This is a genomic window from Acinetobacter sp. ABJ-A23_2 (genome assembly GCF_044538765.1).
Lineage (GTDB): Bacteria > Pseudomonadota > Gammaproteobacteria > Pseudomonadales > Moraxellaceae > Acinetobacter > Acinetobacter nosocomialis_A.
Map to the genome: position 1 here is coordinate 1 of NZ_JBIUCP010000051.1, position 26,604 is coordinate 26,604.

General features: G+C 39.2%; 24 protein-coding genes and 2 pseudogenes. 11 read left to right on the top strand and 15 right to left on the bottom strand.

Features of this window, described 5'->3' with window-relative positions; all coding sequences use genetic code 11:
* Window positions 1–165 precede the first annotated feature (165 nt).
* Window positions 166–1,482 carry an OprD family outer membrane porin gene (locus tag ACH63V_RS15335; RefSeq protein ID WP_396463963.1) on the top strand — a complete coding sequence of 439 codons (1,317 nt, stop codon included), beginning with the start codon at window positions 166–168 and terminating at the stop codon, window positions 1,480–1,482.
* A gap of 107 nt (window positions 1,483–1,589) precedes the next feature.
* On the opposite strand, the gene ppa is transcribed toward ACH63V_RS15335, so the two are convergent.
* On the bottom strand, window positions 1,590–2,114 hold the full coding sequence (gene ppa / locus ACH63V_RS15340) for an inorganic diphosphatase (RefSeq protein ID WP_002121243.1): 525 nt from the start codon (window positions 2,112–2,114) through the stop codon (window positions 1,590–1,592).
* 127 nt (window positions 2,115–2,241) lie between these two features.
* Window positions 2,242–2,640 carry an MAPEG family protein gene (locus ACH63V_RS15345; RefSeq protein ID WP_213064718.1) on the bottom strand — a complete coding sequence of 133 codons (399 nt, stop codon included), beginning with the start codon at window positions 2,638–2,640 and terminating at the stop codon, window positions 2,242–2,244.
* 106 nt (window positions 2,641–2,746) lie between these two features.
* Here ACH63V_RS15345 and ACH63V_RS15350 point away from each other — a divergent pair, with 106 nt between their 5' ends.
* The gene (locus ACH63V_RS15350) at window positions 2,747–3,130 is read left to right on the top strand and encodes a hypothetical protein (protein ID WP_311070232.1); all 384 of its coding nucleotides are present in this window, start codon (window positions 2,747–2,749) and stop codon (window positions 3,128–3,130) included.
* Window positions 3,131–3,171: 41 nt separating this feature from the next.
* Here ACH63V_RS15350 and ACH63V_RS15355 read toward each other — a convergent pair whose 3' ends face one another.
* From ACH63V_RS15355 to ACH63V_RS15380, 6 genes are all read right to left on the bottom strand, one after another.
* Window positions 3,172–4,851 (bottom strand): long-chain-fatty-acid--CoA ligase, encoded by a 1,680-nt coding sequence (locus ACH63V_RS15355; RefSeq protein WP_343570315.1) that lies wholly within the window; start codon window positions 4,849–4,851, stop codon window positions 3,172–3,174.
* A 297-nt stretch (window positions 4,852–5,148) separates the two neighbouring features.
* Window positions 5,149–7,368, bottom strand: a complete 2,220-nt coding sequence (gene parC / locus ACH63V_RS15360) for a DNA topoisomerase IV subunit A (protein WP_263612725.1) — start codon at window positions 7,366–7,368, stop codon at window positions 5,149–5,151.
* A 153-nt stretch (window positions 7,369–7,521) separates the two neighbouring features.
* Window positions 7,522–8,841 (bottom strand): MFS transporter, encoded by a 1,320-nt coding sequence (locus ACH63V_RS15365; protein WP_343570317.1) that lies wholly within the window; start codon window positions 8,839–8,841, stop codon window positions 7,522–7,524.
* An 82-nt stretch (window positions 8,842–8,923) separates the two neighbouring features.
* Window positions 8,924–9,568 carry a trimeric intracellular cation channel family protein gene (locus ACH63V_RS15370; RefSeq protein WP_002048969.1) on the bottom strand — a complete coding sequence of 215 codons (645 nt, stop codon included), beginning with the start codon at window positions 9,566–9,568 and terminating at the stop codon, window positions 8,924–8,926.
* Between the two features lie 45 nt (window positions 9,569–9,613).
* Window positions 9,614–10,081 (bottom strand): YchJ family protein, encoded by a 468-nt coding sequence (locus ACH63V_RS15375; protein ID WP_016803661.1) that lies wholly within the window; start codon window positions 10,079–10,081, stop codon window positions 9,614–9,616.
* 72 nt (window positions 10,082–10,153) lie between these two features.
* Window positions 10,154–11,746, bottom strand: a complete 1,593-nt coding sequence (locus ACH63V_RS15380; protein ID WP_263612722.1) for a TerC family protein — start codon at window positions 11,744–11,746, stop codon at window positions 10,154–10,156.
* A gap of 326 nt (window positions 11,747–12,072) precedes the next feature.
* Between ACH63V_RS15380 and ACH63V_RS15385 the strand changes: the two genes are divergently transcribed.
* From ACH63V_RS15385 to dinB, 4 genes are all read left to right on the top strand, one after another.
* Window positions 12,073–12,696: a TIGR00730 family Rossman fold protein gene (locus tag ACH63V_RS15385; RefSeq protein ID WP_263612721.1), complete on the top strand. Its 624-nt coding sequence runs from the start codon at window positions 12,073–12,075 to the stop codon at window positions 12,694–12,696.
* Between the two features lie 168 nt (window positions 12,697–12,864).
* Window positions 12,865–14,256 (top strand): multidrug transporter subunit MdtD, encoded by a 1,392-nt coding sequence (mdtD, locus tag ACH63V_RS15390; RefSeq protein ID WP_396463964.1) that lies wholly within the window; start codon window positions 12,865–12,867, stop codon window positions 14,254–14,256.
* A 77-nt stretch (window positions 14,257–14,333) separates the two neighbouring features.
* The gene (locus tag ACH63V_RS15395; RefSeq protein ID WP_396463965.1) at window positions 14,334–15,092 is read left to right on the top strand and encodes a GH25 family lysozyme; all 759 of its coding nucleotides are present in this window, start codon (window positions 14,334–14,336) and stop codon (window positions 15,090–15,092) included.
* A 1-nt stretch (window position 15,093) separates the two neighbouring features.
* Window positions 15,094–16,149 (top strand): DNA polymerase IV, encoded by a 1,056-nt coding sequence (gene dinB, locus ACH63V_RS15400; protein ID WP_272357092.1) that lies wholly within the window; start codon window positions 15,094–15,096, stop codon window positions 16,147–16,149.
* Between the two features lie 58 nt (window positions 16,150–16,207).
* Here dinB and ACH63V_RS15405 read toward each other — a convergent pair.
* A pseudogene (locus tag ACH63V_RS15405) lies at window positions 16,208–16,270 on the bottom strand (hypothetical protein); the annotation flags it as partial.
* Window positions 16,271–16,469: 199 nt separating this feature from the next.
* Here ACH63V_RS15405 and ACH63V_RS15410 point away from each other — a divergent pair.
* Window positions 16,470–16,823: a RidA family protein gene (locus ACH63V_RS15410; RefSeq protein WP_004711002.1), complete on the top strand. Its 354-nt coding sequence runs from the start codon at window positions 16,470–16,472 to the stop codon at window positions 16,821–16,823.
* A gap of 153 nt (window positions 16,824–16,976) precedes the next feature.
* On the opposite strand, the gene ACH63V_RS15415 is transcribed toward ACH63V_RS15410, so the two are convergent.
* The 4 genes from ACH63V_RS15415 to ACH63V_RS15430 all read right to left on the bottom strand — a co-directional run bounded on the left by ACH63V_RS15415 (window position 16,977) and on the right by ACH63V_RS15430 (window position 22,197).
* Window positions 16,977–17,477 carry a DUF2726 domain-containing protein gene (locus ACH63V_RS15415; RefSeq protein ID WP_396463966.1) on the bottom strand — a complete coding sequence of 167 codons (501 nt, stop codon included), beginning with the start codon at window positions 17,475–17,477 and terminating at the stop codon, window positions 16,977–16,979.
* 314 nt (window positions 17,478–17,791) lie between these two features.
* Window positions 17,792–20,170 (bottom strand): YgiQ family radical SAM protein, encoded by a 2,379-nt coding sequence (locus ACH63V_RS15420; protein WP_017400141.1) that lies wholly within the window; start codon window positions 20,168–20,170, stop codon window positions 17,792–17,794.
* A gap of 215 nt (window positions 20,171–20,385) precedes the next feature.
* Window positions 20,386–21,645 carry an esterase-like activity of phytase family protein gene (locus ACH63V_RS15425; protein WP_396463967.1) on the bottom strand — a complete coding sequence of 420 codons (1,260 nt, stop codon included), beginning with the start codon at window positions 21,643–21,645 and terminating at the stop codon, window positions 20,386–20,388.
* Window positions 21,646–21,792: 147 nt separating this feature from the next.
* Window positions 21,793–22,197, bottom strand: a complete 405-nt coding sequence (locus ACH63V_RS15430) for a helix-turn-helix domain-containing protein (protein WP_396463968.1) — start codon at window positions 22,195–22,197, stop codon at window positions 21,793–21,795.
* 82 nt (window positions 22,198–22,279) lie between these two features.
* On the opposite strand from ACH63V_RS15430, the gene ACH63V_RS15435 reads away from it, so the two are divergent.
* The 4 genes and pseudogenes from ACH63V_RS15435 (at window position 22,280) to ACH63V_RS15450 (ending at window position 24,471) form a co-directional block, all read left to right on the top strand.
* Window positions 22,280–22,768: a DUF2938 domain-containing protein gene (locus tag ACH63V_RS15435; protein WP_396463969.1), complete on the top strand. Its 489-nt coding sequence runs from the start codon at window positions 22,280–22,282 to the stop codon at window positions 22,766–22,768.
* Window positions 22,769–22,786: 18 nt separating this feature from the next.
* On the top strand, window positions 22,787–23,353 hold the full coding sequence (locus ACH63V_RS15440) for a flavodoxin family protein (RefSeq protein WP_396463970.1): 567 nt from the start codon (window positions 22,787–22,789) through the stop codon (window positions 23,351–23,353).
* Window positions 23,354–23,357: 4 nt separating this feature from the next.
* Window positions 23,358–23,570 (top strand): annotated as a pseudogene (locus ACH63V_RS15445) (DUF2798 domain-containing protein).
* A 403-nt stretch (window positions 23,571–23,973) separates the two neighbouring features.
* On the top strand, window positions 23,974–24,471 hold the full coding sequence (locus ACH63V_RS15450) for a lytic transglycosylase domain-containing protein (RefSeq protein ID WP_396463971.1): 498 nt from the start codon (window positions 23,974–23,976) through the stop codon (window positions 24,469–24,471).
* A gap of 52 nt (window positions 24,472–24,523) precedes the next feature.
* On the opposite strand, the gene cysK is transcribed toward ACH63V_RS15450, so the two are convergent.
* Together cysK and ACH63V_RS15460 are read right to left on the bottom strand one after the other, a co-directional pair.
* Complete coding sequence (gene cysK, locus ACH63V_RS15455; RefSeq protein ID WP_396463972.1) at window positions 24,524–25,522, bottom strand: cysteine synthase A; 999 nt, start codon at window positions 25,520–25,522, stop codon at window positions 24,524–24,526.
* Window positions 25,523–25,795: 273 nt separating this feature from the next.
* Window positions 25,796–26,338, bottom strand: a complete 543-nt coding sequence (locus tag ACH63V_RS15460; RefSeq protein WP_396463973.1) for a GNAT family N-acetyltransferase — start codon at window positions 26,336–26,338, stop codon at window positions 25,796–25,798.
* Window positions 26,339–26,604 lie beyond the last annotated feature (266 nt).

Sequence of the window (26,604 nt, forward strand, 5' to 3'; positions counted from 1 at the left end):
TACTAAATAACCAGTAGCACATTAATCAATTTCTGCATAGCATATATAAAATAAAATCAACAAAAATATATCTTTTTTATAGATTACTTATACAATTGATGGAAATCCTAGGCCCTGAACTATAACAAGGCACAGGATTTATCGTTTTTATGAGGTTCTTTAAATATGCTAAATGCACAAAAACTTACATTAGCAGTTCTCATTTCTGCGGCAATAATTTCCTCAGCTCAGGCAAGCGAGCAAAGTGAGGCAAAAGGATTTGTTGAAGATGCGAACGGTTCTATTCTCTTCCGTACAGGTTATCTAACTCGCGACAAAAAACAGGGCGCGAAAGATACTAGCTCATTTGCTCAATCGGCAATTGTAAATCTTGAATCTGGCTTTACCCCGGGTATTGTTGGTTTCGGTGTAGGCGTTGTTGGTGACGGTTCATTTAAAATCGGTGAAAATAAAAATGCCGGTAACCAAATGATTCCTAAAAACAATGATGGTTCAGCTTATGACCATTGGGGTCGTGGTGGCGGTAGCGTTAAAGCTCGTTTCTCAAATACGACTGTACGCTATGGTACTCAAGTACTCGATTTACCAGTTTTAGCAAGTAATACTGGCCGTATGGTTCCTGAATACTTTACAGGTACTTTATTAACAAGCCATGAAATCAAGAATCTTGAATTAGTTGCTGGTAAATTTACTAAAGACCAAATGTCTAACCAAATTAATACCGATGCTGATGTAAACGGCAATGGTCTTGATCGTGCGATTGTTTGGGGTGGTAAATATAAGTTCAATGACAACTTAAATGCATCTTACTATGGTTTAGACAGCAAAAATGCGCTTGAACGTCATTATGCTAATGTGAACTTTAAACAGCCTTTAACAAATGACAGCTCATTAACTTATGACTTTAGTGGCTACCACACTAAGTTTGATGCAAATGCACACACTTATTCAGCAACTGGAGCAGTAGCACCGAATTATGGTGACACTGGTGTAGCTGGCGAAGAAAAGACCAATAATATTTGGGCAGTTTCAGGAACTTATGCAACTGGCCCACACAGTGTGATGCTTGCTTACCAACAAAACACTGGTAATGTTGGTTATGACTACGGTCAAAATGCTGATGGTTTCCAAAGTATTTATTTACCAAACTCTTATATGTCTGATTTCATCGGTAACCACGAGAAATCTGCACAAATTCAATACAACGTTGATTTCGGTAAATTAGGTGTATTACCTGGTTTGAACTGGACAACTGCATTTGTATACGGTTGGGACATCAAAGTTCGTGATGTAACTGACAATGCTCAAGAGCGCGAATTCTTCAACCAAGTAAAATACACAGTTCAAAGTGGTTTTGCTAAAGATGCAAGTCTTCGTGTCCGTAACTCTTACTACCGTGCAAGTGATACTTACCAAGGTGCGTACATCGGTGATACAAACGAATGGCGTATCTTCCTTGATATTCCTGTGAAATTATTCTAATTCATAGATCTATCAAGCATAAAAAAACCTACCTCTGGTAACACAGGTAGGTTTTTTATTGAGCCTAGAATATCAATTGAGACACTCTAGGCTCATAAAATCAGAGCTTATTTAGCAGCTTCGATTGCTTTCAATACTTCAGCTTTAGCAACGTCAGCACCTTCCCAACCGCTGATTTTTACCCATTTGCCTGGTTCTAAATCTTTGTAGTGGCTGAAGAAATGCTCAACTTGGCTAATTAACAACGGAGGAAGATCTGTATATTCCTTCACGTCTTTGTAAAGTGGAGATAATTTCTCGTGTGGAACTGCGATTAATTTCGCGTCGATACCACCGTCATCTTCCATGTTTAATTTACCCACTGGGCGGCAACGAATTACAGAACCAGCAGCAACAGGATGTGGAGTTACAACAAGTACGTCTAATGGGTCGCCATCTTCAGACAAAGTATTTGGTACATAACCATAGTTTGCTGGATAGAACATTGCTGTGCCCATGAAACGGTCTACAAACAATGCATCAGAATCTTTGTCAATTTCATATTTAATTGGCGCTGCATTTGCAGGAATTTCAATGATGACATAGATGTCATTTGGTGCATCTTTACCTGCTGGGATATTGCTGTAACTCATATCAATACTCTTTCGTTATGAAGTCAGATGTAAAATCCACTCGATTATAACGTGGATATCATCAAAATGATGCCGATTATACAATGCGCACACGCGAAAGTTGATATGAATGGCGACAGAATGACACTCAAGTCAGCTTAATTGTCACGATCAATAAAAATATTGGGCATAACAATGATAAAAACCAGACAATCGAACGCAAAGTTGCCCAATTACTTAAGTAACAAATGCCATAAATCACGCGCAAAATAATATATGCCCAGCCCAATCTCAAAATAAAGTACTCAGGCACCACCATATATTCAGCCATCAAAATAGCTGTTAAAAATAAAGGTAAACTTTCAAAACTGTTTTGTTGTACTGCATTTGCCCGAGCAGCGATACCCTTTGTATTAGCAAGAAAATCTCTTGGGTTATGATTATCAGAGGGCTGAAAACCACCCTTAAATTTTGCAATTACGGTAAATGCGTATGGCAGCAAACATGCCACTAAAATAATATAGATAATGCTGCTGATGCCGTGCATAGTGCCATCCATCACTGAAAATACTGTTGATCATGCTATCATAACTCATCGTTTTTACCTGAAATTTTATGCAATCGCATGTCATCACTGATTTATAGGGCTATGTATGCAACAACCTGATCAAAAAGAATTGCTCGAGGTCTTAGAAAAGCAAAAGAAGAACCAGCTTCAGGTAGATCTTATCTTCAAAATTGTATTACCCATTGTCGCTTTTTTATTGAGTGTAATTTGTGCGAATTTTAATTGGCAATCGACACTGGGTACCTTTGTCATTTTGACAATTACTTTTATTGCGGTGGGTGTCAAAAGACTTCCTTTATGGCATTGGCTCATTGTAGTTACCGTATATTGTCTTATAGATAATTATCTCAGTTATGGCCAACTTGACTTATCTCACTTACGCTTACAACTTGGCACAATGATTGTTTTTGTGGGTATGGTGGGAATCGGCCGTCCTTATGTAGACCGCTGGTTTATGAAAAGCCACTAAATAAAAAAGCGCCCTACGGCGCTTTTTTTAATCACTAACGATTAAGCAGGTTTACGTAAGTCTTTACGTAAAATTTTACCTACATTTGATTTTGGTAATTCATCCATAAACTCAACATAACGAGGGCGTTTGTAGCCTGTTAAGTTTTCTTTAGCAAAGTTCAAAATTTCTTCTGTAGTTAAGCTTGGATCTTTTTTCACAATAAAGAGTTTTGGCACTTCACCTGATTTTTCATCTGGAACACCAATTGCAGCAACTTCCAAAACTTTTGGATGTTTAGCAATAACTTCTTCAATTTCACTTGGGTAAACGTTAAAGCCTGAAACCAAAATCATATCTTTTTTACGGTCTACAATTTTTGTATATCCACGGCTGTCCATTACACCAATGTCACCAGTACGGAAGAAACCATCGGCTGTCATCACTTTAGCGGTCTCATCTGGACGGTTCCAATAGCCCTTCATCACTTGCGGACCACGGATTGAGATTTCGCCTTGTTCACCTAAAGGTACTTCTTTACCATCATCATCTAAAATAGCAACTTCTGTTAAAGGTAATGGAATACCAATCGTGCCACTAAATTCAGTAGAAGCTGGAGGGTTTGCAGTCGCTACCGGAGAAGTTTCCGATAAACCGTAACCTTCAATAATGGTTGTGCCCGTAATTTTCTTCCAAGCTTCTGCTGTAGAAGGCAGAACTGCCATACCACCACCCATCGCCATTTTTAAATTGCTATGGTCAAGCTGCTTAAACTCTTCATTATTCACTAAGGCATTAAATAACGTATTTACTGCTGGGAAGAAAGAAGGTTGATATTTACGTAATTCCTTAATCACGGCTGGTAAATCACGTGGGTTTGGAATCAAGATATTTGCCTGCCCTTTGTACATACCGTACATCGCACAAACCATGAACGCAAAAATATGGTAAAGCGGTAATGCACAAACAATGCGATCGCCTTTAGCGCCCTCATTTACACCAAATTTACTTTGGAAAATACCGTCACACTGTAAAAGGTTGGCAACCAAGTTACGGTGAGTCAGCTCAGCACCTTTTGAAACACCCGTTGTACCACCGGTATATTGAAGCACGGCAGTATCACTTAGAGTTAAAGTCGGGCGCTTATAATTGCTTGGATTTTCTTTATTCAATGCGCTGTTAAACTTAACATGACCAGGAATGTTCCAAGCTGGAATTTGTTTACGCACTTTGCGTAAAACAAAGTTCACTAAAGTACCTTTCAGTGTTCCTAGCATATCTCCAACAGAAGCAACCACGACGTGTTTGACCGGAGTTTTTCCTAAAATACTTTGGTAAACACTCGCAAAGTTCTCAATAATGACAAGAACTTCCGCACCTGAATCATTTAACTGATGCTCAAGCTCACGCGCAGTATACAGCGGGTTAACATTCACTAAAATCAAGCCAGCACGGAAAACCGCCAATGCCACGACAGGATACTGCAATACGTTTGGCATCATTACTGCAACGCGCGTACCTTTTGCTAACCCCAAATTTTGCAAATAGGTCGCGAACTTACGGCTTGCAAATTCCAACTCGTTAAATGACATGGCTTTATCCATAAAGATAAAGGCATCACGAGAACCAAATTTTTGGAAATTACGCTCAAAAATATCAACAAGTGAGGTATTTTCTGCAGGCAATGCTACTGTTTCTGGAATCCCTGTCTTTTGGTATTCTGCAAACCAAATCTTTTCCATAATGCCATTATCTCCGATTCGTAATCCTTAGTAATAACTGTTATTCAATGCCCCAGCTATTCTTTAGCTTCTTGGTGCCAGAACATATTTAAAACTTATTGGCACATTCATGACACTTTCGAACAAGATTATGAGACAGAAGTTTTGACAATTTGACCCTGCCAAATTTTTTGCATGGAGTACAAATTATGTACTCCAAATTGCTGCCCTTTTAATCATTATTCCATACCAACAAGTTCAGTTCATTGCTTGAACTTGTTGCCATATATAGCGTATTTATGTTGCCAGACGCTAGCTTTATCTCTGAATCAACAGTTTATTTGCTTTTTGATATCCACGTGGTAAGAGCTGACCTTTCGAAGCACGTTTACCCATGTATTTTTGTAGATCATCACCTTTTAATTTTAGATGTTGTTGACCTGCAACCACCTGAATTATTTCATCTAAGTTCAGGGTTGTCATGGATAAAATCTGCTCTTTGGCTTCAAGTTGTATCAACTTATTACCTTTACCTTTATTTAAATTTGGTAGTTCTGCCAAATCTAAAATTAACAAACGCCCTGCCGAGCTCAGCACAGCCAAATGCGTCATATTTTGGGCAGAGATGAGCGGTAATGCTTTTGCCTTATCAGGTACCGTTAAGAATGTCTTACCAGCTTTAGCATTGGTATCTAACTGTTTGACTTGAGTTTTAAAACCATAACCCGATGAGCTTGCAGCAATCAGTTCAGATTCTTCATCATCTAAATAAGCCTGAATAAACGCTACGCCACTTGCTGGTGACAGTTTCGAACTTAATGGATCGCCTAAACCTCTAGCCGAAGGTAAGCTGCTAATTGGTAAGGCATAACTACGCCCTGTTTCATCAAGGAAGTAAACCCGTTGATTGGTTTTACCTACAGCATGACTTAAATATTGGTCCCCTGCACGGTAGTTCAGGTTTTCAGCATCAACATCTGCGCCTTTTGCCGCACGAACCCAACCTGCTTCAGACAACACAACGGTTACCGTTTCAGCTGGCATTAGATCTTGTTCTTTAATTTGAACCGCTTCAGCACGTGCAACAATTGGAGAACGGCGTTCGTCACCAAACTTTTTCGCGTCTTCTTTTAATTCACCAATAATCAGATTTTTTAGAGATTCAGGATTTTCCAACTGTTCACGAATAATGGCAGCTTTCGCAGAAAGCTCATCTTGTTCATGACGGATTTCCATCTCTTCAAGCTTTGCCAAGTGACGTAATTTAAGTTCTAAAATCGCTTCAGCCTGTATCTCATCAATATTGAAATGTTCCATCAATACTGGCTTAGGCTGATCTTCTTCACGAATAATGCGAATAACAGTATCAATATCGAGATAAGCAATTAAAAGACCTGCCAAAATATGTAGGCGCTTTTCAATACGGTTTAAATGATACTGCAAACGACGAGTGACCGTATTTTTACGAATCTCAATCCATTCAAGCAAAATACGACGAATTGATTTCACCTGAGGGCGACCATCTTCGCCAATCATGTTCAAATTGACACGATAGCTTGATTCTAAATCGGTGGTCGCAAATAAGTGACTCATCACCGCTTCAGCATCGATACGGTTAGAGCGCAATACAATCACGAGTCGTGTTGGGTTTTCATGATCCGACTCATCACGTATATCCACCACCAAAGGCAGCTTTTTCGCCTGCATCTGGTCAGCAATTTGAGTAATTACCTTAGAACCAGAGACTTGATATGGTAGCTCAGTGATTACGATTTCATGTTTTTCTACGGTATAAACCGCTCGCATACGGTAACTACCACGACCAGTCGTCTGGATTTTAAGTAGCTCTTCTGGCGGAGTAATAATTTCAGCTTTGGTTGGTAAGTCTGGCGCCGGAATATATTCAGCTAATTTTTCGTCCGAAGTTTGCGGGTTACGAATTAAAGCAATTGTCCCCTTCACAACTTCACGCAAATTATGCGGAGGAATATCGGTCGCCATACCCACAGCGATACCAGTTGTACCATTCAAAAGAATATTCGGTACACGTGCAGGTAAAGTGATCGGTTCTTTTAAAGAACCATCAAAGTTATCTTGCCATTCGCTGGTACCCTGACCTAATTCACTCAGCAACAACTCGCTATAAGCTGAAAGTTTAGCTTCGGTATAACGCATCGCAGCAAATGACTTAGGGTCATCGGGTGAACCCCAGTTACCTTGGCCTTCAATTAAAGGATAACGGTAACTAAAAGGCTGAGCCATGAGTACCATGGCTTCGTAACATGCCGAGTCGCCATGTGGATGGTATTTACCAAGCACATCACCTACTGTACGCGCTGATTTTTTTGGCTTGCCACTATTTTTTAAGCCTAGCTCGCTCATGGCATAGACAATACGGCGCTGTACAGGCTTTAAGCCATCACTGATATGCGGCAATGCACGGTCCATAATGACGTACATGGCATAATTCAAGTAAGCCTGTTCAGTAAATTCGGCTACAGAGCGGTTTTCTGTCGCATGATGCGCAAGGCTGGTCATAGTCAGCTTATCTTCCAAATCAGTCGTTATTTTAAGTGTGTATTATGCTAAGTGGGCTATGTTACAGACACAAGAGGGACTCTGTCACCTGAGCGTCAAATTATGTCTTATCTCTCTATATTTTTAGTTACTTGCTATAAAGTTAGGCAGAAACTATAACCCAATTGACTCTAGTCTTTTACCTTGGGTCTCTTCACCTAATATCAAAATTACTAAGGCTACAGCAAGTAAAACAACAGTAAACATCATAAAAACGTGATTAAACCCATTTTTGGCAACCATCATATGAGTCACAACCATTGGCGCGACAATTCCACCAATACGCCCCATTGCCGATGCCCAACCCGAACCAAACGCCCGAATATTGGCTGGATATTGTTCTGGTGTATAGGTATATAACACTCCCCATGCACCCAAATTAAAGAATGACATGAGACAACCCCAAAACATAATGCTATTTACGCTGTCGGCTTGTCCAAAGAAATATGCAGATAAGGCACAAAAACCGATAAATGCCGCGAGTGTAATTTTTCGGCCTAAACGTTCAACAAACCAAGCCGCTGCCAAGTAGCCCGGTAACTGCGCCAAAATCATAAGCAATACATATTCAAATGATTTAACAACATCGTAGCCTTGTTTCACCAATAAACTCGGCAACCATGTAAAGATACCGTAATAGGAATATACAATTCCAAACCAGATCAGCCAGAGCATTAAACTTCTACGAGCAAATTGACCACTCCAGAGCTGTTTAAATGAAACTTTTTGTCGCATCGCCACAGGCACGACTTCGATATGATGCACAATTTGCACGCATGCTTCGGCTTCTAGTTTTTGTACCAGTGCATGTGCTTCTTCAATACGACCATGGTTAATCAAATACGGTATCGACTCAGGGACTTTTTTCCAAATGACTAAAATATAAATAAGTGGTAGGCCACCCATAAGAAAGGCAATATGCCAGCCAAATTTAGGAATAATAAAATAAGAAATGAGTGCAGCAACTAACCAGCCTAATCCCCAAAAGCTTTCAAGCAGAACGATAAATCTTCCACGAACATGAGCAGGAACATATTCACTGACCAGTGTAACTGCTACAGGTAACTGACCACCTAGTCCTAGGCCCACAATAAACCGAAAAATTAATAGCCACTTTAGATCTGGAGCAAAAGCACATAAGGCTGTAGCAATACTATAGATTGCCATCGTGATCGCAAATACAGTTTTCCGACCAAAACGATCTGCCAAGGCACCAGAACAAACTGCACCAATAGCCATGCCTACAAAGCCAATACTGACAATCCAACCGCTTTCAGCTGGTGTTAATGACCAGTCTTTAACAAGGGTTGTCATAATAAAAGCGATAATGCCGGTATCCATCGCATCAAACATCCAACCTAAACCCACTACCCATAAAAGCGTGTAGTGAAATTTGCCAATTGGAAGATTTTGTATACGTGAAACCAGATCCATAGGAGTAACTCTACTGGAAAGAATAAGTGGACAAGACCATATATAGAATTGTTATATCATGCCCACATGAAGTTCTGCATGATTAATGTTCGTCGGTTGAAGAAGCCGACTCTGCATCATCATCTTTATAAATAAATTTAGGCATTTCTAAACCAAAATAAATGGCAATTAAACGGAGCGTAAAACCAAATACTAAGGTTGAAATAACGGTAAGTTCTAAACTCAAACCTAAGTCTAGACAGACCCAATAGCAAATGACTGCAACAAAAGAAATACTTGCATACAGCTCACGGCGGAAAACAAACGGGACGTCGTTACATAAGATGTCTCGTAAAATACCACCCGAAACTCCCGTTAAAACGCCTGCTACAGCCGACACCACAAAGCCATGCCCCATTTGTAAGGCAATCTGGCAACCAATAATGGTAAATCCAATCAAACCTAAAGCATCGAGCACTAAGAAAATGTTATGTAAATGGCGCATCCACTTGGCAATGATGATGGTAACAAAGGCAGCACAACAAGTTAAAACTAAATATTCAGGATGCTTTACCCACGTTAAGGGATAGTGCCCAAGTAGTACATCACGTACAGAACCACCACCCAAGGCCGTTACACAGGCAATCAGTACGACACCGAACCAGTCCATACTCCGTCGCCCAGCAGACAATGCACCAGTCATGGCTTCAGCAGTAATCGCAATAATATAAATAACGGTGAGTAACATTGCCCTTTCCTTCAGGCCAAACGGTGGGCGTATTTTAAGATAAAGTTATAGGAATTGTGCACAGCATTGCTTAAATTTTTTTCCTGAACCGCATATACACGGCTGTTTCATGGTGACCTGCATATCGACTGTTGGATCAAGGAAAAACCATTGCTGCTGGTGATATACAAAATGTGAAACTTCATGATGGATTTGAGCACTTTTTCCATCGTGATAATGAGCCTTAAACTCCACCTGTGCATGGGTCTTATCCAACTTTTCTTTGGCTTGGATGACTTCCAAACCGAGCCATTGATTTTGTTTACTCCAATCTGCAATCGCCTCTTTATCAAGAGCAGCTTGTTGACCTAATGCTGTTGTTTGAACAATATAATCGATTTGCTGTAATGCAAATGCACTATACCGTGAACGCATAAGCTGCTCTGCTGTGAGTGCTTTCGCTGTGCCTAAATGTAAAGGCTCACAACATTCTGAATAGCTGCCTTTTCCACATGGACAAGTGTGTTGAGTCATTCTGTGTTTCTCAAATAAAAAAATAGCTCAGAGTTGAGCTATTTTATGATGTTTCTAGACTTAAAATGTCATTTAATCTTTTGATTCATCTTGTTCAATAGAAACAATATGAACTTTCTCGATTTTATGGCCTTCCATGGTTACAACTTCAAAGCGATAACCATCTGCTTCAACAGTTTCACCATTTTCAGGTAAACGACCTAAATGGAATAACAAATACCCCGATAAAGTAGAATATTGTTCACTTTCATCTACCAAATCACGACCTAATAAAAGCGATACATGGCGAATATCGGTTGAACCTTCAAGTATTAAAGAACCATCTTCTAAGCTTTCAGCTGCTGCATCTAGTTCATCTTCATCAGGGAACTCACCAGCAATTGCTTCTAAAATATCAATTGGTGTCGCAATACCTTCAATTGAACCATATTCATTTAGAACAATCGCCATTTGCAAAGGAGCCTGACGTAATTGTTCCATTACCATAAGCACTTGAGCATTTTCATGCACAATGACTGGCTCACGTAAGTACTTTTGAAAATCAACAACGCCTGTTTCAATGAAGCCATTTAAAACTTTATGTGTAAGCGCGATCCCTTCAATATTATCAAGTTCACCACGAGCAACGATTAAACGTGAATGTGTCATCGACATTAAACGTTCTTTTAAAACTTCCGGTTCATCGTCTAAGTCAATCCATTCCAGCTCAGGTCGTGGAGTCATTACCGACTTTACTGGACGTTCAGATAAACCCAGTACGCCCTGTACAAGTACACTGTGGTAAGCACCATTTTCTTCATCAAAGACTTCATCGGCAAAAGCTTGAGTAGCCAATACATCTTCTTTATCAGCCGTTTGGGCATCTGAAGTAGAACCGCTATTTTTACTGCCTAACATACGTAAAACAGCAGAAGCTGTGCGATAACGTAAATCTGTAGTAGTCACTAGCTTTTCTTGATTGCGGCGCATGGTTTGGTTGATCATTTCGACTAAAATCGAGAAACCAATCGCAGCATATAAGTAACCCTTCGGAATATGGAAACCAAAACCTTCCACCACCAACGAGAAACCGATCATCATTAAGAAGCCAAGACACAGAATAACGACTGTTGGGTGCTTATTTACAAAGTCCATGAGTGGTCTTGAAGCCCACAACATGATACCCACAGCAATCACAACAGCAACCATCATGATTGACAGCTCTTTCACCATACCCACAGCAGTAATTACGCTGTCTAATGAGAATACGGCATCAAGCACTACAATCTGAACAATCACCATCCAGAACGCAGCATGGACTGGATTATCTTCTTTATGAAGCTGTTTACCTTCCATCCGCTCATGCAATTCCATGGTGCCTTTAAATAACAAGAACACACCACCGAACAATAAAATCAAGTCACGGCCAGAGAATGGATGGTTAAGAATATGGAAAAGTGGTTGGGTGAGTGTCACGACCCAAGCAATTGAAGCTAAGAGGATAAGACGCATTCCCAAAGCGAGTATTAAACCCACTATCCGTGCCTTAGTACGTTGTTCTGGTGGCAACTTTTCAGCCAAAATAGCAATAAAGACGAGGTTATCGATCCCTAGTACGATTTCAAGAACAATTAATGTAGCTAAGCCTACCCAAGCAGACGGATCAGACATCCATTCAAAGATCATTGATCCTGCTCCTGTGCTGGGTGGATTTTATCTTTATTGGGCAACACAACAGGCATGCCTAGACAAAGGGGGAATAATGTTTTTTTAGGACAAGAAATTAAAACGGAGCGACTACAACCACTACCCATATTTGTTCATATGTTGTTAAACGAATTTTCAGTATAGGCAAGATTTAACATAAATTCATCATTTTTATTTGATCATTATATGTATTCACCAAACCCATACAAAACATGAATCTTTCCTATAAAACTGCTTATAAAGTTGTCATATTTTTTGCTTAGTGTAGACAAGAAATATGAACGTGATAAGGTGAAAATAAAGCAATGAATAGCGTATTAACAATGGCAGTAAATGATTCACCAATAACAGCTGTAAAAACAACACAACCTCTTATTGCATTATATTGTGGCTCACGAGCAGGAAATAACCCGATTTATCGCGAAAAGGCAATTGAATTAGCCAGCGGAATTGCTGAACAAGGTTTTGGTCTGGTCTACGGCGGTGCCAGCATTGGTTTAATGGGTCAAGTCGCTGAAAGCGTGCTTGCACATGGTGGAGAAGCTGTAGGTGTCATTCCTGAATTTATGCTTGATTATGAAGTCGCACATGCAGGACTGACCGAATTACATGTGGTAGAAACCATGCATGAGCGTAAAGCCATGATGGCAGAGCGTGCGAGTGCGTTTATCGCACTACCTGGTGGTTTGGGAACATTCGAAGAAATTTTGGAAATTGCGACATGGGGGCAACTCAATCAGCACCAAAAACCTATGATTTTATATAACGTAAATGGTTTTTATAATGCGTTAATTGCTCAGTTAGACCATGCAGTTCAAGAAGGTTTCCTTCCCCTTCAGCACCGAGCTAAATTAATTGTATGTGAAGAAATCGACCAAATTTATAACGTCATTCGAAACTTAAAAATGCCAAAGAGATTTGTTGTGTAAAATCCCCTATCTCAATAAAAAAGCGGTTCTTCCGCTTTTTTTGTTTTAACTATTTTCACCGTTGCCTTCAAAAGCAATTAGATTTAGTAAAGGGGTACTCAACATTGCCTTACTCTTTTTACTTTCAATTTGTTTTACACTAAGCGAAAACGTTAATTTTCAAATGTTATGAATGCCACGCCGACTCATCAAGCTTTGCAACCTGAATATCGCCTATTGGTTCTTTTGGTTTCCATTGGCTTTTTTATGCAGGCATTGGATACCACCATTGTAAATACTGCTATTCCTGCAATGGCACATCATTTAAATGAAGATCCATTACGTATGCATAGCGTGGTGGTGGCTTATGTTTTATCTGTGGCGGCCTGTATTCCTTTAAGTGGATGGTTGGCCGACCGCTTTGGTGTTAGAAATACGTTTTTATCAGCAATTGTTATTTTTACGCTTGCATCTTTAGGTTGTGGTCTTTCTCAAAGCCTTAATGAACTTTTATTTTTCCGTGTCATTCAGGGCGTTGGGGGAGCATTATTACTCCCCGTTGGTCGTTTATCACTTTTAAAAATTATTCCTCGAACTCAGTTTTTAGCTGCCATGAGCCTCATGAGTCTGGCAGGTTTACTTGGCCCTTTAGTGGGTCCAACACTCGGTGGCTGGTTAGTTGAAGTGGCAACATGGCACTGGATTTTTCTGATTAATATTCCAATGGGTATATTAGGTATATTAATGACATTGAAGGTCATGCCAAATGTAAAAGAGCCTACCGTTAAAACCTTTGACCTTATTGGGTTTGTGCTTTTGGTTGTTGCAATGATTGGCTGGTCATTGGGTATTGAACATCTTGCCTCACGTGAATATTCAAAATGGTTCAGCATTTCACTGTTAGTTGTCGGTGTAATCACAACGCTTTGGTACGCCTATCATTCACATACCCATCAAAATGCATTATTCCGTAGCCGTTTGTTTAAAAATAAAATATTTGCCATTGGTATTTTAGGTAATTTCTTTGCCCGTTTTGGTGGCAATGCCTTACCTTTTGTTTTACCGCTTATGCTGCAAGTGGCTTTTGGTTTTGAGCCATTCATTGCGGGTTTAATGATGATTCCATTAGTCTTAGGATCGCTTTTTTCTAAGCCGATTGTTAGACCCATTATTCAGAAAATGGGTTATCGCCGCTTTTTGTTAATTAACACCACATTAGTCGGTCTATGTATTGCATCTTTTGCGATTATGACGGTCGATACTCCTGCTTGGTTTAGAGCCCTACACTTTTTCTTATTTGGTACATTGAACTCATTACAATTTGTGGGCATGAATACACTTACCTTGAAAGATTTGCCTCAACAAGATGCAAGTAGTGGGAATAGTTTCCTATCAATGATTATGATGCTTTCAATGAGTATTGGTGTTGCACTGGCAGGTACCCTCATTAATGTATTTACCGATTACTATGGTACAGCACATGTGACAACTGCCTTCCATGTCACCCTTATTTGTTTAGGCTGTATTAATGTCATTACTGCGCTTATCTTTTGGCAAATTCCAAAAAATACGCCTGTGTAAGCAGTTGCATTTTTAGCATGGTTTCTCATTCACAAATCACGCTATGATGTGAGCTTCATATTGATACTGAGTTTTGCATGACCAAGCTGGCAAAAACCTTTTCTACACCACGCTACAACACCCTCATTGGGATTGTTTTAGCTTGTGTTATGGGGGTTCTCACTTACTTCGGTCTGTTCTACCAACAAAAAGCAATTGCTCAAGATTATCCGGTTCAAGGCTTTGATGTTTCTCATCATCAAGAAGATATTGACTGGAAAAAAATATCACCCAAAAAATTCCAATTCGTCTATTTAAAAGCGACTGAAGGCGGTGATTATAAAGATCCAAAATTTCAAGAAAACTGGTTAAAAGCACGCGAACATGGATTTCATGTTGGGGCTTATCATTTTTACCGTTTATGTCGTGATGGCAAAACACAAGCTGAAAATTTTATTGCAACCGTACCCAACAAAGCTGATGCCCTTCCTCCTGTTATCGATCTGGAATATGACGGCAACTGTATTAATGCGCACACCAAAGAACAATTACTTAAAGAAATAGGCATTATGCATGACCGCCTAAAACAGCATTATGGCAAACAGCCTATCTTTTATATTTCCAAAACTTTTTACCACATTGTATTGATAGGAAGTTTCCCTAATACCCCACTTTGGGTCAGAGATTATGAAGGAAAACCTGAGCTGAAAGACAAGCGAAAATGGCTCTTTTGGCAGCATAGTAATCAAGGTAAAATTGAAGGCATGACCAAACCAGTAGACTTAAACGTTTATGAGGGTTCAGTCAAAGAATGGCACCAATTTTTACAGCAGCAAGGCATCGTGAAAGCACAATAATATGCGCAAAATCATTCATATCGATATGGATGCCTTCTATGCATCGGTCGAATTGCGAGAGCGTCCTGATCTAAAGCATCTTCCCGTCGTTATTTCTTCGCATCATCCGCGTGCTGTGATTGCGGCAGCTTCTTACCCTGCCCGTGAGTTTGGCTTACGCTCTGCCATGTCCATGAGCCAAGCAAGAAAACTATGCCCTCAAGTTGTTATTATTGAGCCTAATTTTGAAAAATATCGTGCCATCTCGGCTCAAATTCATAGTATTTTTCAACAATACACGACTCTTATTGAACCTTTATCTTTAGATGAAGCATACCTTGATGTCACTGAAAATTTAAAACAAATCGCGAGTGCGACCGAAGTGGCTATGCATATTCGGGAAGATATTTTCAGGCAAACCGGACTGACAGCCTCGGCTGGTGTAGCACCTAATAAATTCTTGGCAAAAGTTGCGTCCGACTGGAATAAACCGAATGGCCTGTTTGTTATAAAACCTTCTCAAGTAGCCAGTTTTATTCAGGACTTGCCCTTAAAGAAAATTCCAGGAGTAGGCAAAGTTACCCAAGAAAAGCTCCAACAGCTTGAATTACATACGCTAGGCGACTTACAAAAAATTGAAGAAGCTGTTTTAGTTCACCACTTTGGTAAATATGGCCAACAGCTTTATTTATACGCTCAAGGCATCGACAACCGGCCCGTTCAAGCTGAACGTGCCCGACAGCAAATTTCGAAAGAAACCACATTTGATAGTGACTTTACTTTAGCTCAGTGCCAACCCTACTGGCATGGTCTAGCCGAAAAAGTCTGGCAAAGTTTAGAGAAAAAGCAACTGAATGCCCGAGGCGTAAATATTAAGCTCAAACTTAAGAATTTCCAGACTTTGCAACACAGTAAAAGTTTTAAAAACCCAATTCATTCTCAACAAGACCTGATTCAAGTTTTATTCTTACTTTTAAATGAGATGCATATTCCCGAAAACTTCCAATTTCGGCTCATTGGTATTGGAGTTTATCAATTACAAACTAAAGCTGACGACTTTCAGTTGTCCTTATGGTAAGTGTTGTTTTTTTATACAAAAGAACAAGTTTTAAACAAAAACAGTTCCCTTTTGCTTAAAGTTTGAAGTAATCTAATCAGCGCATATTCATTACCCATGTATTTGCAACATGCCAAAGCAACCTTTACTTTCGGCATATCGTCCTGTGATTGGCGTGACGACCAAATCCGAATATTACAGGGCACTTAAAGTACATGGAGCTTGCCCGTTCTTATAAATCACAACAATAATCTACCGAAATTCCTTTGCACTTGCTTGCGCCTGCCTAGTAACTCTTCATAAAATCAAACTATTCAATAAAGACACTTTAGAGCATTTTTATGACGGTAAAACGCTTACACGTGACTTCAAGATATTGTGAAGTGGCGATTTCGGGTAATTTAGTCCATTTAGCAGGACAACTCGCTGATGATACCAGCGTAGACATTACGGCGCAGACTCAACAAACTTTAGACAATATTGATCGCTTACTTGCTGAAGCAGGAACCGACAAAAGTCATATTCTTTCTGTCATGATTTTTCTAAAAGATATTGAAACAGACTATGCAGCTATGAATGCTGTATGGGACGCATGGATTAGCAAAGAGCATCCACCTGCTCGTACTTGTGTGGAATCTAAACTTTATGCACCTGATGTACTTGTAGAAATGACAGTAGTTGCAGTACTTCCATAATTCTTATTAATTTTAAGCAATAAAAAACTGAGCAATATTGATCAAGATAATGCTCAGTTTTTTATGTTTCTAGAAGTTTTAATTTCAGCATTTTATTCAAATCTTCTTTAATGAGTCCTAAAATTAAATTGCTATAACCTCTATTTATAAATTCTAAGACTTCACAAAAGCATTTGAGATTCTTTCTAACTGCGGCGTAACAGGTAAAGTTGCTATCTCTGATTCAGGAGTTAATAAATCTCTTCTTAGGTCATGATAATCAGGCACACTGCTATAATGAAGCACACGATAGCCAGCCAATTGTAATAGGCGACGCTCATATTGTTGATGCGCTCGGCGTAAACCATTTTCCCCCAGAACAACAACTACAACTACCTGATAATTTTGATCAAGCACAACAAAATCAGCTGACATATTTTGATATTTACGACGTGTATGCGCGTATTTTGTAGTTAAAAGTGCATCAAAAGACACATGCGCCAATACTGTAAATTTGGGCAAAACTGTTTGTAGTCTGGTTAAGGTCATTTGCTCATGGCTAGTTAACACTGCACGGCGCTTTAAAGCACTATCATGTTGATGCCTTCGTGACAGACTTTTCACTGCCATAACAACAACCAAAAATAATAATAAGATCGTGATTAAATAATACATGGGCCTAATCCTTTAAGTTTTTTATAATGATTTTGCTAGATCACACTTTGTTTTAATTGATAACGACACAGCCGTTTTTTAAAAGGTTCACTTAGTAATTTCACTTGTAGTTATCAAGCTTGGCTTAAATTTAGCCACCCTCACATTATTTATAATCATAGAATCAATAACAATCAAGTGCAGCTCGTCAGATTTTGGCTATTTATCATTATTCGTTACGTTTTTTGTACTTTAAATCCTCAAAAATCTCATTATACGATTTAAATAGAGTCATAAAAAACAAAACAGGCTCTATTTAAGAGCCTGTTTTATCATTATCCACGAACTTTAGATTTAGGTTTACTTTTCCCGCCAAATGGTCTTTTCTCACCTGTTTCACGAGGAGGTAAACCAGTATGTTGCGTTAGAACCTGTCCTTTTTGTGGACGCTTCTGATTCGAATGATTATTCGTTTGCTGATTATTTCGTTTAACCGAATCGCCTGCTGTAGACGAATTTTTCTTGCGAGCAGACTTATATTCCCCTTCTGTGCCTTTTGGCTGATAAGTCGGAATTAAATGCTGCTTCGAATTACCAATTAAATCTGCGCGACCCATCTCTTTTAGGGCCTCACGAAGTAATGGCCAGTTGTTTGGATCATGATAACGCAAGAATGCTTTATGCAGACGACGGCGTTTCTCGCCTTTTACAATATCAACTTTTTCAGTATAGCGAGCTACTTTAGCAAGTGGGTTTTTCCCTGAATAATACATGGTTGTTGCAGTTGCCATTGGCGATGGATAGAAAGTCTGTACCTGATCGGCACGGAAACCATTCTTTTTCAACCAAATTGCAAGATGCATCATGTCATAATCTGAAGTACCCGGATGCGCAGCAATAAAGTACGGAATTAAATATTGCTCTTTTCCTGCTTCTTTACTAAAACGGTCAAACATTTGTTTGAAACGATCATACGTACCAATACCCGGTTTCATCATTTTAGATAACGGGCCTTGCTCGGTATGTTCAGGCGCAATTTTTAAATAACCACCTACGTGGTGCTGTACCAGCTCTTTGACATATTCAGGGTTGAGTACAGCAAGGTCATAGCGCAGACCTGAACCAATCAGAATTTTCTTCACACCTTTAATAGCGCGCGCTTTACGATAAAGCTGCACTAATGGCGCGTGATCGGTATGTAAGTTTTGACAAACACCCGGATAAACACAAGAAGGTTTACGACAGTTCTTCTCAATTTCTGGGTCTTTACAGTGCAAACGGTACATGTTTGCTGTTGGGCCACCTAAATCTGAAATAATACCAGTGAAGTTTGGTGCCGTATCACGGATTTTTTCAATCTCACGTAAGATTGAATCTTCCGAACGGTTTTGGATAATACGACCTTCATGTTCTGTAATCGAACAGAATGTACAACCACCAAAACAGCCACGCATAATGTTGACCGAGAATTTGATCATATCAAATGCAGGGAAACGCGCATCACCATAAGTAGGATGTGGCAAACGTGCATAAGGTAAATCAAACACATAGTCCATTTCTTCTGTAGTTAGAGGAATTGGAGGTGGGTTAATCCACACATCACGTTCACCATGGCGTTGAACGAGTGCACGAGCATTACCAGGGTTAGTTTCAAGGTGCAAAATACGGTTTGCATGTGCGTAAAGCACTTGATCATTTGCCACTTCTTCAAAAGAAGGCAAGCGAATAACCGCCAACTCTCGTGGTGGCAATTTGTGTTTAATCGCTTTTGACGGTGCCGGCTTTAATTGAACGATTTGAGTGTCGTCATCAAGTTTGTCGCCTTCACGCACAATCGGATTTGCAACAATCTCTTTTTGGAAATTTTGATACTGAGCTAAAGAGTTACCCTTTTCTTTTTCAACCTCACAGCCATCAATATCTTCTGTCATGACATATGGGTTAATAATTGGATCAACACGCCCAACCGTATCTACATCATTACTCGCAACTTCAACAAACTTTGCTTTTGATGCTTTGTTATGTTTATTAATAATAAATGCCGTACCACGAACATCAGTAATCTCGTGGATTTTTTCACCTTTAGCCAAACGATGCATTACATCAATAATGGCACGCTCACCATTACCGTACATGAGCAAATCGGCTTTTGAGTCCATCAAAATCGAACGACGGACTTTATCTGACCAATAATCGTAGTGTGCGATACGGCGTAAACTGCCTTCAATACCACCCAATAACACAGGTACATCAGGGAATGCTTCTCGACAACGTTGGCAATAAACTGTTGCTGCACGGTCAGGACGTTTATTCGGTTCATTGTTTGGAGAATATGCATCATCCGAACGAATTTTACGATCTGCCGTATAACGGTTAATCATCGAATCCATATTACCTGCGGTTACACCCCAAGCAATCGTTGGCTTACCTAAAACGCGGAAGCTTTCAACATTGGTCCAGTCTGGCTGCGCAATAATTCCGACACGGAAACCTTGTGCCTCAAGCACACGTCCAATCACACCCGATACAAATGATGGGTGGTCAATATAAGCATCACCACAGACTAAAATAAAGTCACACGCATCCCAGCCGAGTTGGTCCATTTCTTCTCGTGACATCGGCAAAAATGGCGCTGGTTCAAAACACGACGCCCAATATTTGTCGTAATCAAACAGCGCTTTTGGCGCAGTTTGCATGGTATAAGCGGTAGACATGGCTTGCGAATCTCGGCTAGCAGATGAAGGAGAGACATCTAAAGATGAAAGCCGATCATTTTAACATGAATTTCATTCATTTTCCCTGTTTATAAAACATACGAAAACAATAATATAGAAATTAATTTGATTAAACTTTACTCAATATTTTATTCCTGGAATAAATACGGCGGAACAAAATCCGCCGTAGTCTTAACACAATTTATTTATAAGCATTAGAACAAAGCTTTTGGTAAACGAATTTGAATAATCTCGTTATCATCAGCCAGTTTTGCGTTGCGTCCTGTTGAACCAGGGAAGTTATTGTCATTTAGTACCGTGAGCGTTGTGCCATTTTCAATAATCACATCTTCAATGGTTTCAAACGGGAAAGCAAAAACCTGTCCCGTCCCAATATCTCCTGCTCTAGCTGTGCCATACAACATATTCGGGTTAGCAATTTTAATTAAATCGACTAAATCTTCACGGCTTACCAGCTGACCTGACTCATTCAATTTAACACGGATTAATTTTTTATATCCGCCTAAATTATTCTGAGTCGCATCACGCTCAATAATAATGCCTTCTTTATCATTAAAGAGTTGGAAGTCACCAATATTGGTTGCCTTACTGTCTAATTGGAACCAATAATATTTCCCTGTATACGCTTTTTTCTTAATGTCGAATTGAGAGATCAGCAACTGTCTTTCCGTTTCCCGAATTGATTTAATTGGCTTTTCTATAAGCGGGTAAAGGTACTGCCCATCTGGTGAAATTGCCATTCCTTCAAAACCACCACTTTGCTGAACCAAAGGCTCTACAAAATTAATTTGCGCTTTATTAAACTGATTTTGTGGTGAACGTAATTCTTGGGTCGGATTTAATGGATTTGGTAAAGCGATTGGTGCATCTAATAACACTCCATCCGCTGAAAAATGAAGTAAATAAGGTCCAAACTCATCCCCAATCCAATAAGTGCCATCACTAGTACGTTGCATTGACTCTGGGTCAAAATCAGCACCCGTTAATAAACGCTCAGGCGTGTTACCATTCACGATATTAAAAGGAATTAACTTGTTTGGATCACGCAATTGAATAAAGCCTTGTACAGTAACTTGCCCTGTACCTTTGGTTTTAGTTTTGAAATCAGGTTTTAATTTATAAATACGAAGTAAAAAGTCTGCTGAATTATCTTGGGTACCAAAACCATTATCGGCCATTGCCATATAGCTGCCATCTTCATTTTTTAATGCAGCAGAAAAACCTTGTACAGGCTGGCCTTTAAATGGAGGATAAATTCCATTTGCACCTTTTACATATGCACCAGAGTCTGGGCCAGCAGCATAGGTTTCTACAGGTAATTTGGCAAAAGAAATTAAAGTTGGTTCGGTAACGTTTTCAGTAGGTGATGTTTGTTCTTGATCGTTATCATCATTACATGCCGTCAATCCTAAACTGGCACAGCATAATAATGCGACTAAAGTTTTTTTGCTCATGATTTTATACATTTGGTAAAAAATTAAGCAAATTTAATCAAGCTTATATGAAGTTTTTACTTCAAAAAGATGAAATCTTTATGGCGAAAATATGACAAACCCAACTGTTCAATACAGACATAAACTAAATGACTTCATCAAAAAGAATTAAAGTTTCGTTGGCTGATATTCTCCAGCAATTGCTGCTTTCAAAAAGTTCTGAAAAGTTGGGCATTCCATATGATTTTCAGCAGGACACACAGCAGCATGTTGTAATCCTTGACTAATAAAATGTAATCGCTTTGCCATTTGCTCTAGTTGTTCAGCTTTATCTTTTAGTTTTTGCCGATCAAGATCAGGCTTACCATCTTGCCCAAACATTGTAGCGATCTCATTTAAAGAAAAACCCGCAGCACGTCCTAAAGTAATAAGTGCCAGTTGATCAAGCACCTGCTTACCATACTGCCGACGTAAACCTTGCCGCCCAATCGACTTAATTAGCCCCTTCTCTTCATAAAAACGTAGTGTAGCGGTTGTGACTTTTGCCTTCTTAGAAACTTCACCAATATCCATAAACATCCTCTTGACTTCAAGTGAACTTGAACTTGCACAATAAATTTATCACGTTTCATACGTATAAAAGCAAGGTGTAAAAATGAATACCTCCACATTATTCTTTCAAGCTTTATGTCTTGGTGTTGGTGCAACATTCATTATGGATATATGGCTGTTAATACTAAAAATATTTAAGATCCCGACCTTAAATTTTGCCTTTCTCGGACGCTGGGTGGGCTGGATGATAGTTCAAGGAAAACTCATCCATCAATCTATAGCACAAAGCCCTCAAATTAAGGGTGAATATTTATTGGGCTGGATTGCTCATTATAGTGTTGGGCTAATCTTTGCATTGAGCTTTCTCTTCATTGTCGGCTCAGATTGGCTCATTCATCCTCAGTTTTACTCAGCACTACTATTTGGTGTAGTCACTGTTCTCATTCCTTTTTTTATTATGCAACCAGCCATGGGTAGTGGTTTTGCTTCGTCAAAAACCCCGCATCCTTTTCTAAACTGTCTAAAAAGTTTACTGAACCATAGCGTTTTTGGCTGTGGTTTATATCTCACTGCAAAACTATTTCAAATTTAAATAAAAAGGAAACTATCCATGAAAACTGCTGCCATTATTTACTATAGTCGCCAAGGGCATACGCAATTTATTGCTCAGCAAATTCAAACTGGTATTTTGAGCCATAAAGATATTAAAGTTGATTTACTCAATGCTGAACATCTTGTCGAAAACCCAGAAACCCTAATTCAATATGATGGCTTAATTTGGGGTTCTCCCACTTATTTAGGTGGTGTATCTTCCAAGTTAAAACAACTCATGGATGCAACGGGTCCATTATGGAAAAAGCAGAGCTTTAAAGGAAAACTAGCGGCTGGCTTTACCATATCTTCCCTCCCCGCAGGTGATAAACAATCGACACTAATTTCAATTTTTACTTTTTGCATGCAACACGGCATGTTATGGGTGGGCAACCCGATTCTGCCCGAGCAACACCAAGGTATTCCTTATACTCAAGCAGCCAATCGTCTCGGTTCGTGGTCAGGCTTAATGGCTCAGGCTGAACATGGCAGTCATGCCGATAGATTTGATGAGGGAGACATTAAAACTGCTCAACAATTTGGAGAAAATTTTGCATTGACCTTAAGTGCTTATCAAGGAATATAAAACCATGAAAGCACAGAAACTTTTATTCCTTTTAATTTTATCGGGAATGATGTCTTTTATCGTTTCAGGTGTTTCAACTTTTAAAGTAGTAGGACTAAATCATCACTTCGTTTCATTGTGGGTATCAGCTTGGATTATTGCATAGATATTAGCTTTTCCAAGTATATTGATTTGTGCTCCTATCGCCCAGAAACTAGTCGACATCGTATTTAAGTAAGGTGATCTGTAAGTTAAAACGTACAAAAATTGCGGTGATTTGCGGATATTCAGCTTTAGTATTATTTCATAATATATGAATCATAGAGAGACAGGATGTCTCATTGAAGAAGAATAAGAACGCAGGAAGCGGTAGTTGACAGGAGTTAGCTACATAAAGCTGAATACGAAGGAACCTCGACAGGATGTCGGGGTTTTTTCATTTCAATTATACAAAATTCTTACTTTTTAGATGTGCTAAGCAACAGAACTAACATTGATCCGATAAGTATGGCTAAATACCATCATTTTATTTGAAACTTCATTATTGGTTTTGTATTTTGCTTACCCCATATTTAACCCAAAATCGTTTTGAACCATCACAATTACACATTCTTGGTCTGAAATTTCTCATAATTTTCTTGATGATTATCATGACAGGATGTACAAGTTTAGGTCCTAATAGTGGTTCATTTACTTGGCGTTCAAATAAGCTATCATCTGGTTTACAAAAAGCTTATTCCGTTCCACCGAGTACAGCGAATCGATTGTCTCCAATCATTATTCAAAGTGCTGACAAATATAATGTTCCTCCACTTTTACTCGCGGCAGTGATCAGACAAGAGTCGAACTATAATAGTAATGCCCGCTCTCCGACTGGGGCTGTTGGTTTAACTCAAATTATTCCAAGCTATTGGCAGCAAACTTGTGCTGGTAATTTGTATGATGAATCTACAAATATCCAATGTGGTGCTTATATTTTAAATCATTACTATCAAACCGCAGATAGCTGGTTTAAAGCCACGGCCTATTATAATGTTGGGCCAACAGGATATGAGCGAAGTTTCTGGACCCGTCACAAAGCGAAAAAATATGCCCGATCTATTAAGCATCATCAAAAAAATTTAAAACGTGCCTTATAAATAAGCTTAAACAAAAGCCCATCAATAGATGGGCTTTTTTATGCAGTTAATTTTATTCGTCAAATAAACCTTCAAATAACACAGACGACAGATAACGTTCCCCACTGTCTGGCAGAATAACAACGATGGTTTTACCAGCATTTTCAGGACGCTCTGCAATTTTTGCAGCGGCTGCCAATGCAGCTCCACTTGAAATACCCACTAAAATACCTTCTTGGGTTGCACAGTCTCTCGCCCATTGAATTGCTTCTTCGCTAGTCACTGGTAAGACTTCATCCACAAGGTCCAAATCAAGATTCTTCGGAATAAAGTTTGCACCAATTCCCTGGATTTTATGCGGTGCAGGGGTAATGTTTTCACCATTTTTGGTCTGAGTAATAATTGGAGATTCAGCAGGTTCAACTGCTACTGAGTACAATGGTTTATTTTGGACTTGTTCAAAATAACGAGAAATACCTGTAATCGTACCGCCAGTACCCACACCAGCAACCAAAATATCAACTTGTCCACCTGTAGCTTGCCAAATTTCAGGACCAGTTGTGTCTACATGGATTTGCGGATTTGCTGGGTTTTCAAATTGTTGTGGCAAGAAATAAACATCTGGCTGTTCAGTTGCTAATCGTACCGCTTCATCAACCGCCCCTTTCATTCCTTTCGCAGGTTCAGTTAAAACCAAATTAGCACCTAAAGCTTTCAGTACTTTTCTGCGCTCAAGGCTCATACTTGCAGGCATAGTTAGAGTAATTGGATAACCTTTTGCCGCAGCAACAAACGCCAATGCAATACCAGTGTTACCACTGGTTGGTTCAACAATGTGCATACCTTCTTTTAATACACCACGTTTCTCTGCATCTGCAATAAGTGCCGCCCCGATACGGCATTTCACAGAAAATGCAGGGTTACGGCTTTCCACTTTTGCTAATACGGTTGCGCCCGTTTTAATCAAACGGTTAATACGTACTAAAGGTGTATTACCAATAGCTTCGGCATTATTGGAATATACCGCGATACCTAAATTGTTAGGAGTTGGAAATTGCTGGTCGGTAGACATGTTATATCCTTATTAAATTTGGAATGATTCTGAACCATTATAGGCTTGTCAAATAAACAAGAAAGTAGAAAAATTAAGCAATATAAAAAGACTCTTATATTAGTAATCATGTTGATTTAATTTACTAACTCGATAAATATAGACCAGCATGAAAATAAAATAAGAGGCTCTAAATTAAAGATAATATAAAACATATATTTATATCTTTACAGTACTCATATTTTAGGTGAAAAAGCTTATCTTTCTATAAGATTAAAAATCATGTAGTTACGACTACCAAGGTTCACCCTCTCGCCATTCTGCGCAAATACTATCGTCCTCTGAACAGTGTGATAGTAGATCTTTCATATAGTTACTCAAAGGATATAGCATAATTTCATAGTCATCGGTTAGATAAGTAGATGTATCTTGTTTGATGTACAAATCACCCCACCAAGTAGTCCAACCTAATTTTTTATAAAATGCTTCATCTTCCGGCTGTAATGCAGCAAGTCCATATTCCAAGTCAGTTAATGCTTCAACTAAATGTTTTAATAATTGTGATGCAAGCCCCTTACCTCTCATCGTGTAATCAGTGGTCACATACTCTACATAAGCTGTTTTTACATCGGAACTACCATTTATGGTAAAAGCTCTATCCGTCCATAAGGCATGTGAGACAATTTGATTGTCCAATATACCGACGACATGAATAGCCTTTTGCATGAAAGCATATTGGCTCCAAGGATCTTCATCAAAAGCAGAAAAACATAACTCAGCAATCTGATGGCGCTGATTTTTATCTAGATCTTGGGCTGCGATAATTTTGAACTGCATAGATGAAAACTCAAGTTTAACTATTTATAGATTAAGCAAATATGGGAATATTATGAAATGTTTTTTTATTACAAGGCAATTTGATTGAATTAAGACACTCTATCTCTAAAGCAGGGCAACCGTACAAATTTATCCCACGCATAAAAGAACACCCCAACCTCTTTCGAGATTGGGGTGTTTGGAATAATGAGCTGGCGATGACTTACTCTCACATGGGTAACCCCACACTACCATCAGCGCTAAGAGGTTTCACTTCTGAGTTCGGG